The organism is Oerskovia sp. NPDC060287 (assembly GCF_042726775.1).
Taxonomy (GTDB): Bacteria; Actinomycetota; Actinomycetes; order Actinomycetales; family Cellulomonadaceae; genus Oerskovia; species Oerskovia merdavium.
Genome location: NZ_JBHXBO010000078.1, coordinates 1 through 17,376 on the forward strand (window position 1 = coordinate 1; position 17,376 = coordinate 17,376).

The following is a 17,376-nucleotide window of genomic DNA, read 5'->3' on the forward strand; positions in this document are numbered from 1 at the left end:
CCTCCTGACCTGGGCATACTGTCGGGCTGACAGGATTTGAACCTGCGACCCCTTGACCCCCAGTCAAGTGCGCTACCAAGCTGCGCCACAGCCCGTGAGCCCCGGAGGGCTTCACCAGCCCTTCAGGGCCGAGAGAAACAATACCCCACTTTGGGCGTGCTCCGTGCATCGTCGCTGGTGAGTGGCCTGGATCACGCGTTCTCGGCCGGCTCCCACGGCCCGTACAGCCCGTTCCGAGCCGTCGCCCAGCGCATCGACAGCACGCCTCCAGCGGCCGGTCGGTCAGCACCCAGCCCTCGCCCCAGGTCGTCACGCCACCACCACGAGCACTTCGCCGTCCCCCGACCACCCCAGACCACCCCCAGAACGCCCAGGAGGGCCGCACGCGCCTTCCGGCACGCACGGCCCTCCGTGGATCGCTCGACGCCCCACGCGCCCGGCTAGAGCCCGCCAGGGCCCGCAGGACGAGCGTCAGCGCTTGCGCTTCTCGCGCACACGCACCGAGATCTCGATGGGCGTGCCGTCGAACCCGAAGGTCTCGCGCAGACGACGCTCGATGAAGCGGCGGTAACCGGCCTCGAGGAAGCCCGTCGCGAAGATCACGAAGCGCGGCGGGCGCGTGGACGCCTGGGTCGCGAACAGGATGCGGGGCTGCTTGCCGCCGCGCAGCGGGTGCGGGTGGGCTGCGACGAGCTCGCCCAGGAACGCGTTGAGGCGTCCCGTGGGGATGCGCTTGTCCCAGGACTCGAGCGAGCGCTCGAGCGCGGGCACCAGACGGTCGGTGTGCCACCCGGTGCGGGCCGACACGTTGACGCGCGGGGCCCACTGGACCTGGACGAGGTCCTGCTCGATCTCGCGCTCGAGGAACGGACGACGGTCCTCGTCCATGAGGTCCCACTTGTTGTAGGCGATGACGAGGGCGCGGCCCGCGTCGACGACCTGGGAGATGACGCGGGTGTCCTGCTCGGTGAGCGGCACCGAGGCGTCCACGAGCACGACCGCGATCTCGGCCTTCTCGATCGCTGCCTGGGTGCGCAGCGAGGCGTAGAAGTCGGCGCCCTTGGTCTGGTGCACGCGGCGACGGATGCCCGCGGTGTCGACGAACCACCACGGGATCCCCTTGAGGAGCACGAGCTCGTCGACCGGGTCGCGCGTGGTGCCGGCGACCGAGTCGACGACGACGCGTTCTGAGCCCGCGACCTTGTTCAGGAGCGAGGACTTGCCGACGTTCGGGCGTCCGACGAGCGCGACGCGGCGCGGGCCGGAGGGCAGGACGACCGCGTGCTCGGACACGAGCGGCAGCGCCTTCATGGCGGCGTCGAGCAGGTCACCCGTGCCACGGCCGTGCAGGGCCGAGACGGGGTGCGGCTCGCCGAGCCCCAGGCTCCACAGCTCGGTCGCGTCGGACTCGCCGCGCGCGCCGTCGACCTTGTTGGCGCACAGCACGACGGGCTTGCCCGACTTGCGCAGCAGGCGCACGACGCGCTCGTCCGTGGCCGTGGGGCCCACGGTCGCGTCGACGACGAACACGACGGCGTCCGAGAGCGCGATCGCGACCTCGGCCTGCTCGGCGACGCGCGCCTCGATGCCGGCGACGTCGACCTCCCAGCCGCCCGTGTCGACGAGCGTGAACTGGCGCCCGGCCCACTCGGCCGGGTAGGAGACGCGGTCGCGCGTGACGCCGGGCTTGTCCTCGGTCACGGCCTCGCGGCGGCCGAGGATGCGGTTGACGAGCGTGGACTTGCCCACGTTGGGGCGTCCGACGATCGCGAGGACGGGCAGGGGCGCCGGAGGGGCTTCGCCGTCCAGGTCCTCGCCGTCGGCGGACAGGAGCGCGAGGTCCTCGTCGCCGAGCTCGTAGTCGGCGAGGCCGGCGCGCAGCGAGCGCTCACGGCTGTCGTCGTCCTGCTCGTCGCCCTCGACGGGGACGAACGGATCGGTGGTCTCTTCAGGCTGCCCGACGACGTCGCTCGCCTGGTCGATCGTCTCACCGGGGGTCTGCGACACCTCGTCGAGGGATGCCTGGGCATCGGGCTGTGCGTGGTCGGGTGTGGTCATGGGGACCATTCTCCCAGCAACCGGGCAGTTCTCCGAACGAGGAGCCCGCGCGACACGCCCGGAGTGCACGACGTCACGTGGACGGGGCGTCTCCGCGTCCGGGCCGCTCGGGCCCGTCGACCGGCAGCGCGATGCCCGAGCGGTCCACGGCGGCCGTCACGAGCGTCGCGAGCGCCGACCGGATCTGCTCGTTCGCGGCGTCCAGGGCGGCCTTGCCGCGCACGCCGTCGGGCCTCTCGACGACGACGGGCGCTCCGAACTCGACGTACAGGCGGCGGCGGAACCCCGGGACCCGGCTCAGCCGGTCGCCCGTGCGGCGCGTGCCCAGCACCGCGACGGGCACGACGGGTGCGTGGCCGTTGAGCGCGAGCCAGGCCACGCCCGCGCGCGCCGAGGTCGCGTCGCCGCGCCCACGGTTGCCCTCGGGGAACACGCCCACTCCCCCGTCGCGGCGCAGGACCGCGAGCGCCGTCACGAGGGCTGCGCGCCCGCCGGTCCGGTCGACGGGGATCTGCCCCGCCGCGCGCAGGACCCACCCCACGGGCCCGACGAACATCTCCTCCTTGACGAGGACGTGCAGAGGGCGGGGCGCGACTCCGAGCACGAGCGGCCCGTCGACGAGCCCCGTGTGGTTGGCCGCGAGGAGCACGGGCCCGGTGGCCGGGACGAGGTCCGCGCCGACCACCCGGGTGTCCCAGATCACGCGCGCGAGGAAGCGCCCCACCCAGCGGGACCAGGCGGGCCCGGCGGGAGAGGGGACGTGCGGGGTGCTCACCGAGCGGGCCCCTCGCCCCCAGAGCCGGCGTCGGGCCCCGTCGCGGCGGTGGCCAGGACCTGCTCGACGACGTCGAGCACGGCCTGGATCGTCTGCTCGAAGTCGAGGTCGGACGAGTCGACGGTCACGACGCCGTCGGCGGCGACGTGGAACTGCGAGACGGTCGAGTCGTCGCGGTCGCGGCGCAGGACCTGGTCCTTGGTCGCCTCGACTGCGGCCGCGTCGGCGGCGCCGTGGACCTCGAGCGAGCGGCGCGCGAGGCGGGCCTCCTCGCTCGCGGTGAGGAGGATGCGGGCGTCGGCGTCGGGGGCCACGACGGTCGTGATGTCGCGGCCCTCGGCCACGATGCCGCGTCCGCCGGAGAACGACGTCCCGGCCGACTCGACCGAGGACTCGGCCGCGATGATCGCGCGCTGCAGGCGGCGCAGCTCGGCGCGCACCGCGAGGTTGGTCGCGACCGCGCTCACGGCCGTCGAGATCTCGGTGGTCCGGATCGCCTCGCCCACGTCGGTGCCGTCGACGTGCACGGTGGGCGCGGCGGGGTCGATCCCCATGACGAGCGGCATGACGTCGACGGCAGCGGCCACGGCGGCCTGGTCGGCCAGGTCCACCTGCTCCTCGAGGCACCACCAGGTCGCGGCGCGGTACATGGCGCCCGTGTCCAGGTAGGCGGTGCCGAGGCGGCGCGCGACGGCGCGCGAGACGCTCGACTTGCCCGACCCCGAGGGGCCGTCGATCGCGACGACGATCCCGTGCGAGGCGGCTCGGGTCCCGGCGCTGTCCCCGCTCACTGGGCCAGGTCCTTGCGCAGCGACGTGGCGCCGTGCAGGTACACGTGCTGGACGTCGGCCCGGGGGACGTCGAGCTCGGCGTGCGCCATGAGGCGCACGACGCGGGGCAGCGCGCCGGGCACGCCGATCTCCACGGCGCACATGAGGGGCACGTCGCCGAGCCCCATCTCGCGGGCCGCCGCGGCCGGGAAGTCGGCCACGAGGTCGGGCGTGCACGTGAAGAAGATCGAGATGAGCGACGCGGTGTCGACCTCGTTGGCGTCGAGGACGGCCTGGACGAGCTCGCGCGTGCGCTCGAAGAGGTGCTCGCGCTCGTCGACGTCGAGCTGCGTGGCGCCCCGGATGGCCCGGACGGGCATGGGTACTCCTTCGTACGGGAGGGTCGGGTCGAGAGGAGGCCGACCCGGGCCCGCGTGAGGACGCGGGCTCGGGACGGCGGGAGGCGTGCTAGAGCCCGACCTCGCTCATGAGGGTGCCGAGCTCGGTGCGGCCCAGGACGCGGGTGGCGCCGGGACGCAGGTTGCCCAGGTGGATCGACCCGATGCGGGTGCGCACGAGCCGGGTCACGGGGTGGCCGATCTCCTCGAACATGCGGCGCACGATGCGGTGACGCCCCTCGTGCAGGACGACCTCGACCATGCTGGCCTGCGGGGTCGTGTCGACCACGCGGTAGCGGTCGACCTTGGCCGGCCCGTCCTCGAGCTCGATGCCGTGGAGCAGCTTGTTCGCGACGTTGCCCGCGACGCGGCCCTCGACCGAGACGAGGTAGGTCTTGGAGACCTCGTACTTGGGGTGCGAGAGACGGTTGGCGAGCTCGCCGTCGTTCGTCAGGAGCAGCAGGCCCTCGCTGTCGGCGTCGAGACGCCCGACGTGGAAGAGGCGCTCGGGGCGCGTCGCGACGAACTGCGTGAGCGCGGGGCGCCCCTCGGGGTCGTGCATCGTGGAGACGACGCCCAGCGGCTTGTTGAGCGCGATCGTCACGAGCGACTGGTCGAGCTGGACGCGCATGCCGTCGACGTGGATGACCGCGGTCTCGGGGTCCACGCGGACGCCGAGCTCGCGCACCAGGACGCCGTCGACCTCGACGCGGCCCGCGGCGATCAGGTCCTCGCACGCGCGGCGCGAGCCCAGGCCTGCGGTCGCGAGGACCTTCTGGAGTCGCACGCCGTCGGCGACGTGCACGTCCGGCTGGGGACCCTTGGGCGCGACCGGGCGGCGCGGGGGCTTGCTCTTGCCCGCCTGGGCGTCGCCGGCCCACCCGCGGCCCGCTCCGGTGCGGGGGGCCGAGGAGCGAGGTGCGCCCGACCGTCCGCCCGGTCGACCGGTGCCCGAGGTGTTCTCGGACCGCTGTCCTCGGGCGGCCGGACGGCCACCCTCGCGTGCGCTGCTCATGATGTTCCTTCGTCGTTCGTGCTGGGTCGAGCGTCGTCGGGCAGGGCCGGCGACCGCGGCTGTGCGCGGTCGCTCCCACCCTCGGACGCTCCGAGTGTGCTGTCTGCGGCGTCGAGGATGGAGTCGACGTCCGGCAGGTGCGGCGCGAGGGCGGGGAGCTCGTCGAGGGACGAGAAGCCCATGCGCTCCATGAAGTATCCCGTGGTTCCGTACAGGACCGCACCCGTCGAGGGATCCTGGCCGACCTCCGCGACGAGTCCGCGGGTCGTCAGCGTCCGTACGACGCCGTCCACGTTCACGCCGCGCACGGCCGAGATCTGGCCGCGCGTGACCGGTTGACGGTACGCGATGACGGCGAGGGTCTCCAAAGCGGCCTGCGTCAGGCGCGCGGTCTGGCCCTCGAGCAGGAAGCGCCCGACGACGTCGGCGAACACGGGCGCGGAGTAGACGCGCCACCCGCCGCCGGCCTGGCGGAGCTCGAACCCGCGGGGGCGCCCACCGAGCTCACCGCGGTACTCGGCCGTCAGCTCGGCGAGCAGGTCCTCGACCTCGCGCTGCGGGATACCGAGCGCCGTGGCGAGCTGCACCGCGGGGATCGGCTCGTCGGCGACCATCAGGACGGCCTCGAGGGCCGCGAGCGCCCCGCCCGGGACGTAGGCGACGTCGAACGACGGCTCGTCCGGCGCGGCGCCGGGGGCAGCGGGCCCTCCGGTCGGGGATCCGGGTCCCGCGTGGTCGTCGTCCTGGTCGCCCGCGCGGGCGACCGGGGTGTCGACGGTGTCGTACGTCATGCTCTCCTCACTCATGCTGTGGTCCGGCCGTGCCTGGTCCTGCCCCGTCGTGGGGCGGTGCCGCGTGGGCGTCGAGCTCGTCGAACTCACCGCCCACCTCGTCGAGCACGGCACCGAGCACCGCGTCGGGTGCTCCGCCGTCGTCGCCGGTGGCCCCGTCGCCCGTGGCGCCGGTCCAGCGGACCGTGAGCTCGCCGAGCGCCTCGACCTGCTCGAACGCGACGAGCCCCTCGCGGAAGAGCTCGAGGAGGGCCAGGAAGCGGGCCACGACGACGATCGTCTCGCCCGCGTCGGCGACGAGCGTGCGGAAGGACGCGGCGCCCTCGCGGCGCAGGTGCCCGACGACGATCCCCGCCTGCTCGCGCACGCTCACCGCGGGCGCGTGCAGGTGGGTCAACGACACCCCCGGCGGGGGCGCCTTGGGCTCGAGGGCCTTGGCCGCGAGCGCCGCGAGCTGGTCGGGCCCGAGCTTCCACACGAGCTCGGGCAGCAGGGCCGCGAGGTGGGGCTCGAGCTGGACGACGCGCGGGAAGCGTCGCCCCTCGGTCGCGAGCCGCTCGGCGATGACCGCCGAGACCTGCTTGTACGCGCGGTACTGCAGGAGGCGGGCGAACAGGAGGTCGCGGGCCTCGAGGAGCTCGAGGTCCTCGGCGCTCTCGACGTCCCCCGTGGGCAGCAGGCGCGCTGCCTTGAGGTCCAGGAGCGTCGCGGCCACGAGCAGGAACTCGCTCGCGGTGCCCAGGTCCCAGCCGGGGTGCGCGCCTCGCCCGCGCCCGCGGCGAGACGAGGCGCCCGCGGGCGAGCCGCCGTCGGGACCGTGCCCCTCCGAGCGCTCGGCGCGCGCCGCCGCCTCGGCCTCGCGCGCGAGGCGTTCGGCCGTGCGGATGTACGCGATGAAGTCGTCGGTCACCTGAGCGAGAGCGATCTCGGTGATGTCGAGCTTGTGCTTGGCGATGAGCGAGAGCAGCAGGTCGAACGGGCCCGAGAAGTTCTCGAGGTGCACCTCGAAGGCCGGGTTGCCGTACCGGTCCGTGCTCGGCGGTGGGGGCGCCGGTTGCTCCTGCGCGTGAGCAACCGGGGCGGTTGCCTGCACGGTGTCAGGCAGCGTCGCCACGGGCGACCAGCTCGCGGGCGAGCTGACGGTACGCCGTCGCCCCCGGGTGGGTCGGGGCGTACACCGTGATGGGCTCGGCGGCCACGGAGGCGTCCGGGAACTTCACGGTCCGCCCGATCACGGTGTGCAGCAGCTTGTCGCCGAAGGCCTCGTGCACGCGGGCCACGACCTCGCGCGAGTGCAGCGTGCGCGAGTCGAACATGGTCGCGAGGATGCCGTCGATCTCGAGACGCGGGTTGAGCCGGTCACGCACCTTCTCGATGGTCTCGACGAGCAGGGCCACGCCGCGCAGCGCGAAGAACTCGCACTCGAGCGGGATGAGCACGCCGTGCGCGGCCGTGAGCGCGTTGACCGTGAGCAGGCCCAGCGAGGGCTGGCAGTCGACGAGGATCACGTCGTACTCGTCGAGCACGGGGCGCAGGACCCGCGACAGGACGGACTCGCGCGCGACCTCGCCCACGAGCTGGACCTCGGCCGCCGACAGGTCGATGTTCGCGGGGAGCACGTCCAGGTTCTCGACGTTCGTGGGGACGATGACCTCGCGGATGTCCGCACCGCGCTCCATGAGCAGGTTGTAGACCGTGCGGTCGAGCTCGTGCGGGTTCACGCCCAGGCCCACCGAGGCGGCGCCCTGCGGGTCGAAGTCCACCAGGAGGACCCTGCGGCCGTACTCGGCCAGCGCGGCACCCAGGTTGATGGTCGTGGTCGTCTTGCCGACCCCACCCTTCTGGTTGCACATCGCGATGATGCGGCCGGGGCCGTGCGTGGGCAGCACCTCCGGGACGGGGAAGTCGGGGACCGTGCGCCCCACGGGATCGACCCGCGGGAAGCTGTCGGGCGCGACGTCCGCACCGCCGTCGACGACCCCGGGTCCCGCACCGACGCGCGCGTCGAACGGTTCGGTGGCGTCCTGTGTCTCGCTCGGGGCCTGGCTGCTCACGTCGGCCACGCTACCCCAGCGTCCCCGCGAGGACGCGAGCACGCGCCGGAGTGGCGCGATCCGGCGCGACGTCAGCCGAGCGCGCGCGGGTGCGCCGAGGCGTACACCTCGCGCAGCGTGTCCCGGGTCACGAGCGTGTAGATCTGGGTCGTCGTCACCGAGGCGTGCCCCAGGAGCTCCTGGACCACGCGCACGTCGGCGCCGCCCGCGAGCAGGTGGGTCGCGAACGAGTGACGCAGGGTGTGCGGCGAGATGCGCTCGGGGTGCTCGAGCCCGGCGCGCTCGGCCGCGGTCCGCAGGACCGCCCACGCGCTCTGCCGGCTCAGCCGGGCACCGCGCGTGTTGAGGAAGACCGCAGGCGTGCCCCGGCCCGTCGCGGCCAGCGCGGGCCGAGACCGCACGAGGTAGGCGTCGAGCGCGCGCACCGCGTACGAGCCCACGGGCACCACGCGTTCCTTGCCCCCCTTGCCGAACAGGCGCACCGCCCCGGTCTCGAGGTCCAGGTCGTCGACGTCGAGGCTCACGGCCTCGGAGATGCGGGCGCCCGTCGAGTAGACGAGCTCGAGCAGCGCGCGGTCGCGCAGCGGCCCCGGCCCCTCCCCCGCCCCGGCGGCCTCGAGGATCGCCTCGACCTCGTCGGTGGAGATCGCCTTGGGCAGCCTCTTGCCCTGTGCGGGCGGACGCACCTCGGCCGACGGGTCGGTGCCCGTGTGCCCCTCGAGCGCGCAGAACCGGTGCCACCCGCGCACCGCGGCCAGCGACCGGGCCGTCGACGACGGCGAGAGGAGAGCGGCGCCGTCGGACCCCGTGCGGACCGTGGTGACGTATTCCGCGACGTCCGCCGCGCTCACCTCGGCGGGCTCGGTGCGGCCGCGCGCCGCGAGGTACGCGGCGTAGCGGGCCAGGTCGCGCCGGTAGGCCGCGACCGTGTTCGGGGAGAGCCCGCGCTCGACCGTGAGGTGCGCGAGGTACTCGCGCACGGCCCGGTCGAGCGCTGCGGGCAGCGGCGGAGCCGGGGGCGTGGCGTCCGGGTCGGCAGGGGCGTGGGGACCGTCCGAGGGCCCGACGGCGAGCGCGGGCTCCCCGGCGGCGACGCGCGTCATCGCGCGTCGGCTGCTCGTCGGACGGTCATCCCGTGCGTCCCGGCCCGACCCTCAGAAGGGGAGGAAGACGTCGACCGCGACGGCGACGAACAGCAGGGTCAGGTACGTGATCGAGGCGTGGAACACCTTCATGGCCCCGAGCTTGCCCTTGGTCGGGTCGTTGGCGCGGCGCAGCATGGTGATGCACAGGGCCAGGAACCAGGCGCCGAGGCCGATCGCGACCACGCCGTAGACCCACGTCATGGGGGCGAGCCACCACAGCGCGAGCGACGAGGCGATCATCGCCACGGTGTAGCCGATCATCTCGCGCGCGACCTTGCGGTTGTCGGCGACGACAGGGAGCATCGGCACGCCGGCGTTCGCGTAGTCCTTCTTGAACTTGATCGACAGCGGCCAGTAGTGCGGCGGCGTCCAGAAGAAGATCACGAGGAACAGCGCGACCGCGGACCAGCTGAGCGAACCGGTGACCGCCGACCAGCCGATGAAGACCGGCATGCAGCCCGCGATCCCGCCCCACACGATGTTCTGGGGCGTGCGTCGCTTGAGGATCATGGTGTAGCCCACGACGTAGATCGCGATGGCCGCGAACGTGAGCCAGGCCGAGGGCGCGTTGACGAGCCACGCGAACCACACGAGCGCGATCACGCCGAGCGCGGTCGCGAAGACCAGCGCAGCGCGCGGGGAGATCTCCCCGGTGACGAGCGGGCGCCGCTTGGTGCGGTTCATGAGCTCGTCGATGTCACGGTCGATGTAGCAGTTGAAGACGTTGGCGGACGCGGCCGCCAGCGTGCCGCCGACGAGCGTCTTGACGACGAGCCAGAGGTCCGGGAGCCCACCCTGGGCAAGGATCATGGTGGGCAGCGTCGTCACGAGCAGGAGCTCGATGATGCGCGGCTTCGTCAGGGCGACGTACGCGCCGATCGTGCTGCGGACCCCCGCGACGGCATGGCCGTCCGTGGAGACCCGGGCCTGCCCGGCGACCGGGGAGGTCGCGGCAGGGCGAGACGGGATACCCGTCTCGTCGATCGGTGCCTGGCTCGTGGTGTGCACGCGCTTCGGTGTTCCGTTCTGGCGAGGAATGCTGGGGGGCGTCGTCCGGCAGCCGGTGCGTGTCTGCTCCGACCCGCTGGACATCCGTCCCATGCTACGTCGCCCGTCCTCTCGGCGCCGCCCTGCCCGCCCGAACAAAAGTGTGAGATCCGACCGAAATCCACGAGATGGTCGCGCGACGTGCCCGCTCGGGGCGCACGTATAGGCTGGGCGGAGCAACCGACGGCCTGGTGCCCCGGTGCGACCCGAGGCGACCTGACCTCGCGGTGCGCACCGTCGCGACCGGCCGGTCCGCCGCTCCGCCCTCGGTCCCCCTGTGAGTCACCGGGTGCGCGCGAAGGAATAGTTCAACGGTTGATCCGAGTTGAATCGACGAAGATCCGGGGCGCAGACTCCGGACGGGAAAGAGGTCCGGTGAACGCGTTCGTTCCTGCCAACCAGCCCCTCGAGTGGTCCCCCCTGGACGACCAGGCTGTCAAGACCATCAAGGCTCTCGCGGCCGACGCCGTCGAGAAGGTCGGCAACGGCCACCCCGGGACGGCGATCTCGCTGGCTCCTGCCGCGTACCTGCTCTTCCAGAAGGTCATGCGCCACGACCCGGCCGACTCGCACTGGGTCGGTCGCGACCGCTTCGTGCTCTCCGCGGGCCACTCGTCGCTGACGATCTACCTCCAGCTCTTCCTCGCCGGCTACGGCCTGGAGATCGAGGACATCGAGGCGCTGCGCACCTGGGGCTCCAAGACCCCCGGCCACCCCGAGTACAAGCACACCAACGGTGTCGAGATCACCACGGGCCCCCTCGGCCAGGGCCTCGCGTCCTCGGTCGGCATGGCCATGGCGGCCCGCCGCGAGCGCGGCCTGCTCGACCCGTCGACCGCGCCGGGCGAGAGCCCGTTCGACCACCACGTCTACGTCATCGCGTCGGACGGCGACCTGCAGGAGGGCGTGACCTCCGAGGCCTCGTCCCTCGCGGGCCACCAGCAGCTCGGCAACCTCATCGTGATCTGGGACGACAACAAGATCTCGATCGAGGACGACACCGACATCGCGTTCACCGAGGACGTCCTCGCGCGCTACGCGGCCTACGGCTGGCACACCCAGAAGGTCGACTGGACCCAGGGCGGCACGGGCTACGCGGAGAACGTCGGCGAGCTCGCAGCGGCCGTCGCCGCAGCCCAGGCCGAGACCGGCAAGCCCTCGATCATCGCGCTGCGCACGATCATCGGCTGGCCCTCGCCCACCAAGCAGAACACCGGTGGCATCCACGGCTCGGCCATGGGCGCCGACGAGATCCGCGGCCTCAAGGTCGAGCTCGGCCTGGACCCGGAGAAGTCGTTCGACGTCTCGCCCGAGGTCCTCGCCTACACGCGCGCCGTCGGCGAGCGCGGTGCCGAGCTGCGCGAGCGCTGGGACACCGCGTTCGAGGCCTGGAGGATCGCGAACCCCGAGGGCAACGCCCTCCTCGAGCGCCTCACGGCCCGCGAGCTCCCGGCCGGCTGGACCGAGTCGCTCCCCACGTTCGAGGCCGGCAAGGACGTCGCGACGCGCGCGGCCTCCGGCAAGGTCCTCTCGGCCCTGGCCGACACCCTGCCCGAGCTCTGGGGCGGCTCGGCCGACCTCGCGGGCTCGAACAACACGACCATGGACGGCGAGCCGTCGTTCGTCCCGGCCGAGCACGCGACCAAGAAGTTCCCGGGCCACGAGTACGGCCGCACGCTGCACTTCGGCATCCGTGAGCACGCCATGGGCTCGATCCTCAACGGGATCGTGCTGCACGGCGGCACGCGCGCCTACGGCGGCACGTTCCTCACGTTCTCCGACTACATGCGCCCCGCGGTCCGCCTCGCGGCGCTCATGGAGATCCCGTCGACGTTCGTCTGGACGCACGACTCGATCGGTCTGGGCGAGGACGGCCCCACGCACCAGCCCATCGAGCACTTCGCCGCGCTGCGCGCGATCCCGGGCCTCGACGTCGTGCGCCCCGCGGACGCCAACGAGACCGCGTGGGCGTGGCGCACGATCCTCGAGCACGACGACCGCCCGGCGGGCCTCATCCTGACCCGTCAGAACGTCCCGACGTTCCCGCGCGGCACGGACGGCTTCGCGGACGCCTCGGGCACCGCGAAGGGTGGCTACGTGCTGCTCGACACCGAGGGCACGCCCGACGTGATCCTCATCGGCACGGGCTCCGAGGTCCAGCTGGCCGTCGAGGCGCGCGAGCAGCTCGCCGCCGACGGCATCGCGGCCCGCGTGGTCTCGCTGCCCAGCCGCGAGTGGTTCGACGCGCAGAGCCCCGAGTACCGCGAGAGCGTGCTCCCGGCGGCCGTCAAGGCCCGCGTCTCGGTCGAGGCGGGCATCGCCCAGGGCTGGCGCGACCTGGTCGGCGACGCCGGCCGTTCCGTGAGCCTCGAGCACTACGGCGCGTCCGCGGACTACAAGATCCTCTACCGCGAGTTCGGGATCACGTCGGAGGCCGTCGCCTCGGCCGCCAAGGAGTCCATCGAGGCAGCCCGTACGGGCGCCGCACCGGGTGGCGAGGCCATCCCCTCGGTCGGTGGCACTGGCGACCAGCGCTGACCATCCGTAGATTCCAGGAGGGGGCGGCTTCCGTCCGCCCCCTCCTGGGACGTCCGTGAGGACGGCCGCCAGACGACGAGAGGGAGAATCGTGTCCGTGCACCACAGCGCAGCACCAGCACCCGTCCGCGAGCTGTCGGAGGCAGGTGTCTCCATCTGGTTGGACGACCTCTCCCGAGAACGACTGCGCAGCGGTGGGCTCGCCGACCTGATCGGCTCGCGAGCCGTCGTCGGCGTCACGACGAACCCCACGATCTTCGCGGGCGCGCTCGCCAAGGGCGACGCCTACGACGCCCAGCTCGCCGAGCTGGCCGCGGCCGGGACCGACGTCGAGGCCGCGGTCGAGCGCATCACCACGGACGACGTGCGCGCTGCGGCCGACGTCCTGCGCCCGGTCTACGACGCGACCGACGGCGTCGACGGCCGGGTCTCGATCGAGGTGGACCCCCGCCTGGCGCGAGACGCCGACGCCACCGTCGCGACCGCCGTCCGCCTGTGGCAGACGGTCGACCGCCCCAACGTCCTCATCAAGATCCCCGCCACGGTCGAGGGCCTCGACGCGATCGAGCGCACCCTGGCCCAGGGCATCAGCGTCAACGTGACGCTCATCTTCTCGCTCGAGCGCTACCGCCGCGTCATGGACGCCTTCCTGTCCGGGATCGAGCAGGCGAGGTCCGCCGGGCACGACGTGACGCGCATCGCGTCCGTCGCGTCCTTCTTCGTCTCGCGCGTCGACGCGGCGGTCGACACCGCGCTCACCGCGATCGGCTCGCCCGAGGCGCTCGACCTGCGCGGACGTACCGCGATCGCCAACGCGCGGCTCGCCTACGAGGCCTACGAGCAGGTCCTCCAGAGCGACCGCTGGCGTGCCCTCGCCGCGACCGGCGCCCACCCGCAGCGCCCCCTGTGGGCCTCGACGGGCGTCAAGAACCCCGAGTACCGCGACACCCTCTACGTCGACGAGCTCATCGCCCCCGACGTGGTCAACACCATGCCGCAGGCGACGCTCGACGCGTTCGCGGACCACGGTGTGGTCCTCGGGAACACCGTCGCCGGCACCTACACCGCGTCCCGCTCGGTCCTCGAGACCGTCGAGTCGTTCGGCGTCTCGCTCGCCGAGGTGACCGAGCGGCTCGAGGTCGAGGGCGTCGAGAAGTTCGAGACCAGCTGGTCCGACCTGCTGGCGACCGTCGCGGACGGGCTCGCCCGGGCCGGCGGCGCACCCGCATGACGCGGGCACGCTCCCGGCGTGCCGGAGGTGCCGGCGCTGCTGTCGCGGCCCCTGCGGCCCCGATCGTGGACGCCCCGCGAGCGCCCCGCGCACACCACCTAGGCTCTACCTCGGTCCGCAGGACGGACCTTTCGACCATTCCAGCCCACGCCGACGAGAACGGTGACATCAGTTGAGACCGGCAAAGATCAGCGCAGAGCACAACCCGCTGCGCGACCCGCGTGACCTTCGACTCCCCCGCATCGCCGGGCCCAGCGGCCTCGTGATCTTCGGCGTCACGGGCGACCTCGCCCGCAAGAAGCTCATGCCCGCCGTGTACGACCTCGCCAACCGCGGTCTCCTGCCGCCCGGCTTCGCGCTCACGGGCTTCGCCCGCCGCGACTGGGAGGACCAGGACTTCGCCAAGGTCGTGCGGGACGCCGTCGAGCAGTACGCCCGCACCCCGTTCCGCGAGGCGACCTGGAAGCAGCTCGCCGAGGGCATCCGGTTCGTCCAGGGCGAGTTCGACGACGAGCAGGCCTTCGAGCGTCTGCGCACCACGGTCGAGGAGCTCGACAAGGAACGCGGCACGGGCGGCAACCACGCGTTCTACCTCTCGGTCCCCCCGAGCGCGTTCCCCCTGGTCTGCGAGCAGCTCTCGCGCTCCGGGCTCTCGCGCTCGGGCGAGGACGCCTGGCGCCGCGTGGTCATCGAGAAGCCGTTCGGCCACGACCTGACCAGCGCGCGCGAGCTCAACGACGTCGTCTCCAAGGTCTTCTCGCCGGACTCGGTCTTCCGCATCGACCACTACCTGGGCAAGGAGACCGTCCAGAACATGCTGGCGCTGCGGTTCGCGAACCAGCTCTACGAACCCATCTGGAACGCGAACTACGTCGACCACGTCCAGATCACCATGGCCGAGGACATCGGCATCGGCGGCCGTGCGGGGTACTACGACGGGATCGGCGCGGCGCGCGACGTCATCCAGAACCACCTCATCCAGCTGCTCGCGCTCACCGCGATGGAGGAGCCCGTCTCGTTCGACGCCGAGTCGCTGCGCGCCGAGAAGCTCAAGGTCCTCTCGGCCGTGCGTCTCCCCCGCGACCTGGGACGCCACACCTCGCGCGGCCAGTACTCGGCCGGGTGGCAGGGCGGCGAGGAGGTCGTGGGGTACCTCGAGGAGGACGGCATCTCGCCCGAGTCCACGACCGAGACGTTCGCCGCGATCCGGGTCGACATCGACAACCGCCGCTGGGCCGGGGTGCCGTTCTACCTGCGCACGGGCAAGCGCCTGGGCCGTCGCGTCACGGAGATCGCCGTCGTCTTCAAGTCGGCTCCGCACCTGCCGTTCGAGTCGTCGGCCACCTCCGAGCTCGGCAAGAACGCGCTCGTGATCCGGGTCCAGCCCGACGAGGGCGTCACGATCCGGTTCGGCGCCAAGGTCCCCGGCACCGCGATGGAGGTCCGGGACGTCACCATGGACTTCGGCTACGGCCACGCCTTCACCGAGTCCTCCCCCGAGGCCTACGAGCGTCTGATCCTCGACGTCCTCCTGGGCGACCCGCCGCTCTTCCCGAGCCACGAGGAGGTCGAGCTGTCCTGGAAGATCCTCGACCCGATCACGGCGTTCTGGGAGTCCAAGGGCGCCCCGGAGCCGTACCGCTCCGGCACGTGGGGCCCGGCCTCGGCCGACGACATGATGGCCCGCGACGGTCGCACGTGGCGGCGTCCGTGACCGCGACCGCACCGATCTCCCGCCTGCCCCGGACCTCCGCCCGGACCTCGAACTGGAGCCCCACCTCATGATCATCGATCTCCCCGAGACGACGACCAATGCGGTCAACAAGCGCCTCGTGAAGCTGCGTGACGAGGGTGGCGCGGTCGCCCTCGGGCGCGTCCTGACCCTCGTGGTCCTGGCCGAGGAGGCCGACGTCGAGGACGCGGTCGCCGCCGCCAACGGCGCCTCGCGCGAGCACCCCTGCCGGGTCGTGGTCGTCGCGCCGGCCAACAAGCGCTCGACGGCGCGTCTCGACGCCCAGATCCGCATCGGCGGTGACGCGGGGGCCAGCGAGGTCATCATCCTGCGCCCCTCGGGCCCGCTCGTCGCGCACACCGACACCCTCGTGATGCCGCTCCTGCTCCCGGACGCCCCGATCGTCGCCTGGTGGCCCCGTGAGACGCCCGACAACCCCTCGGCGGACCCCGTCGGCCAGATGGCCCACCGTCGCATCACCGACGCCGTCAACGCCGGCAAGTCCCTCCAGACGCTCCAGCACCTGAGCAAGAGCCACCACCCGGGAGACACCGACCTCGCGTGGACGCGCGTGACCCTGTGGCGCGGGCTCATCGCGGCCGCGCTCGACCAGCCGCCCTACGAGTCCGTGACGGCCGTCGAGGTCGAGGGCGAGGAGCACCACCCCTCGGTCGACATCCTCGCGGCGTGGCTGGCCCAGCAGCTCCGGTGCCCGGTCCGGCTCGTCCGTCGGCGCGGGGTCGAGGGGATCACCAAGGTGACCCTCGAGCGCAAGGGCGGCGCCGTCGTCCTGTCCCGACCGGACGGGCGCATCGTGACCCTGACGCAGCCCGGCCAGCCGGACCGGCGCATCTCGCTGCCGCTGCGCCAGCTCGAGGAGTGCCTCACCGAGGAGCTGCGCCGGCTGGACCCGGACGAGGTCTACGGCGAGGTCCTCACCAAGGGCCTGGCAAGGATCGGCGAATGACGACCGACGCGGGGACCGAGGCCCGCGCGCACGGGGCGCGCCTCGTCGTCGTGCACCCCGACGCGGGCGTGCTCGCCGAGGCGGTCGCCTCGCGCCTGCTGACCCGCATCCTCGACATCCAGTCCGTGCGCACGCCCGTCCACGTCGTCCTCACGGGCGGGACGGTCGGCATCCGTTCGCTCGCGGCCGTCGCCGCGCACCCCGTGCGCGACGCGGTCGACTGGACCGGCGTGCACGTGTGGTGGGGCGACGAGCGCTTCCTGCCGACGGGCGACCCCGAGCGCAACGAGACGCAGGCGCGCGAGGCGCTCCTCGACCACCTGCCGACCCTCCCCGCGCAGAACGTGCACGTCATGGCTGCGCCGGGCGAGGGCGTCGGGACACCCGAGGAGTCGGCCGCGCTCTACGCGGACGAGCTCGCACGCTTCACGCCCGACGGCGCCACGCACCTCGCGTTCGACGTCCTCCTGCTGGGCATGGGGCCGGACGGGCACGTCGCGTCGCTCTTCCCCGGCAACGCGGGGCTCGCAGCCGAGGGAGCCACGACGGGAGTCCGTGACTCCCCCAAGCCGCCGCCCGAGCGCGTGTCCCTGACGTTCTCCGCGATCCAGGCAGCGCAGGAGGTCTGGGTCGTCGCTGCGGGCGCCGAGAAGGCCCCTGCCGTCGCGTCCGCCCTGGCCGGGGACCCCGTCGAGACCACGCCGGCCGCGGGAGCGATCGGTACGCAGCGCACGCTGTGGCTGGTCGACCTGGCAGCGAGCAGCACCATCTCCTGAGGACCGGGACCGTCCGGCGCTGCCCGGCGGTCCCGGCACGGCAACGATTGTGGGCCGCCCGGCCCCCGCGCCTACTTGGC

15 protein-coding genes and 1 tRNA gene are annotated in these 17,376 nt (G+C 72.9%); 5 read left to right on the top strand and 11 right to left on the bottom strand.

Features of this window, described 5'->3' with window-relative positions:
• Nucleotides 1–21: 21 nt before the first annotated feature.
• The 11 genes from ACFWFR_RS09110 to ACFWFR_RS09160 form a co-directional block, all read right to left on the bottom strand.
• Nucleotides 22–95, bottom strand: a tRNA-Pro gene (locus ACFWFR_RS09110).
• A 376-nt stretch (nt 96–471) separates the two neighbouring features.
• Nucleotides 472–2,058 (bottom strand): ribosome biogenesis GTPase Der, encoded by a 1,587-nt coding sequence (gene der / locus ACFWFR_RS09115; RefSeq protein ID WP_191805785.1) that lies wholly within the window; start codon nt 2,056–2,058, stop codon nt 472–474.
• A gap of 73 nt (nt 2,059–2,131) precedes the next feature.
• Nucleotides 2,132–2,833 carry a 1-acyl-sn-glycerol-3-phosphate acyltransferase gene (locus ACFWFR_RS09120; RefSeq protein ID WP_191805784.1) on the bottom strand — a complete coding sequence of 234 codons (702 nt, stop codon included), beginning with the start codon at nt 2,831–2,833 and terminating at the stop codon, nt 2,132–2,134.
• Nucleotides 2,830–3,624 (bottom strand): (d)CMP kinase, encoded by a 795-nt coding sequence (gene cmk, locus ACFWFR_RS09125; protein WP_377622543.1) that lies wholly within the window; start codon nt 3,622–3,624, stop codon nt 2,830–2,832. Before cmk ends, ACFWFR_RS09120 begins: the two co-directional genes overlap by 4 nt.
• The gene (aroH, locus tag ACFWFR_RS09130) at nt 3,621–3,983 is read right to left on the bottom strand and encodes a chorismate mutase (protein ID WP_056651607.1); all 363 of its coding nucleotides are present in this window, start codon (nt 3,981–3,983) and stop codon (nt 3,621–3,623) included. The genes cmk and aroH overlap by 4 nt, the downstream gene beginning before the upstream one ends.
• A gap of 88 nt (nt 3,984–4,071) precedes the next feature.
• The gene (locus ACFWFR_RS09135) at nt 4,072–5,016 is read right to left on the bottom strand and encodes a pseudouridine synthase (protein ID WP_377622545.1); all 945 of its coding nucleotides are present in this window, start codon (nt 5,014–5,016) and stop codon (nt 4,072–4,074) included.
• Entirely contained in the window at nt 5,013–5,807 is a 795-nt protein-coding gene (gene scpB / locus ACFWFR_RS09140) for an SMC-Scp complex subunit ScpB (RefSeq protein WP_377622547.1), read from the bottom strand. The genes ACFWFR_RS09135 and scpB overlap by 4 nt, the downstream gene beginning before the upstream one ends.
• Nucleotides 5,808–5,814: 7 nt before the next feature.
• Complete coding sequence (locus tag ACFWFR_RS09145) at nt 5,815–6,912, bottom strand: segregation and condensation protein A (RefSeq protein ID WP_377617898.1); 1,098 nt, start codon at nt 6,910–6,912, stop codon at nt 5,815–5,817.
• Entirely contained in the window at nt 6,905–7,732 is an 828-nt protein-coding gene (locus ACFWFR_RS09150) for an AAA family ATPase (RefSeq protein WP_318244677.1), read from the bottom strand. Before ACFWFR_RS09150 ends, ACFWFR_RS09145 begins: the two co-directional genes overlap by 8 nt.
• Nucleotides 7,733–7,932: 200 nt before the next feature.
• Complete coding sequence (gene xerD / locus ACFWFR_RS09155) at nt 7,933–8,964, bottom strand: site-specific tyrosine recombinase XerD (RefSeq protein WP_377622549.1); 1,032 nt, start codon at nt 8,962–8,964, stop codon at nt 7,933–7,935.
• Between the two features lie 51 nt (nt 8,965–9,015).
• Nucleotides 9,016–10,014, bottom strand: coding sequence for a heme o synthase (locus tag ACFWFR_RS09160; protein ID WP_318244675.1), 999 nt, complete (start codon nt 10,012–10,014; stop codon nt 9,016–9,018).
• A gap of 414 nt (nt 10,015–10,428) precedes the next feature.
• Here ACFWFR_RS09160 and tkt point away from each other — a divergent pair, with 414 nt between their 5' ends.
• The 5 genes from tkt to pgl all read left to right on the top strand — a co-directional run bounded on the left by tkt (nt 10,429) and on the right by pgl (nt 17,296).
• On the top strand, nt 10,429–12,591 hold the full coding sequence (tkt, locus tag ACFWFR_RS09165) for a transketolase (RefSeq protein WP_377622551.1): 2,163 nt from the start codon (nt 10,429–10,431) through the stop codon (nt 12,589–12,591).
• 96 nt (nt 12,592–12,687) lie between these two features.
• Entirely contained in the window at nt 12,688–13,821 is a 1,134-nt protein-coding gene (gene tal / locus ACFWFR_RS09170) for a transaldolase (RefSeq protein ID WP_377622553.1), read from the top strand.
• Between the two features lie 172 nt (nt 13,822–13,993).
• Nucleotides 13,994–15,535 (top strand): glucose-6-phosphate dehydrogenase, encoded by a 1,542-nt coding sequence (gene zwf / locus ACFWFR_RS09175; RefSeq protein WP_056651600.1) that lies wholly within the window; start codon nt 13,994–13,996, stop codon nt 15,533–15,535.
• 67 nt (nt 15,536–15,602) lie between these two features.
• The gene (opcA, locus tag ACFWFR_RS09180) at nt 15,603–16,520 is read left to right on the top strand and encodes a glucose-6-phosphate dehydrogenase assembly protein OpcA (protein WP_056651597.1); all 918 of its coding nucleotides are present in this window, start codon (nt 15,603–15,605) and stop codon (nt 16,518–16,520) included.
• Entirely contained in the window at nt 16,517–17,296 is a 780-nt protein-coding gene (gene pgl / locus ACFWFR_RS09185) for a 6-phosphogluconolactonase (RefSeq protein WP_377622555.1), read from the top strand. The genes opcA and pgl overlap by 4 nt, the downstream gene beginning before the upstream one ends.
• The last annotated feature ends 80 nt before the right edge of the window (nt 17,297–17,376 follow it).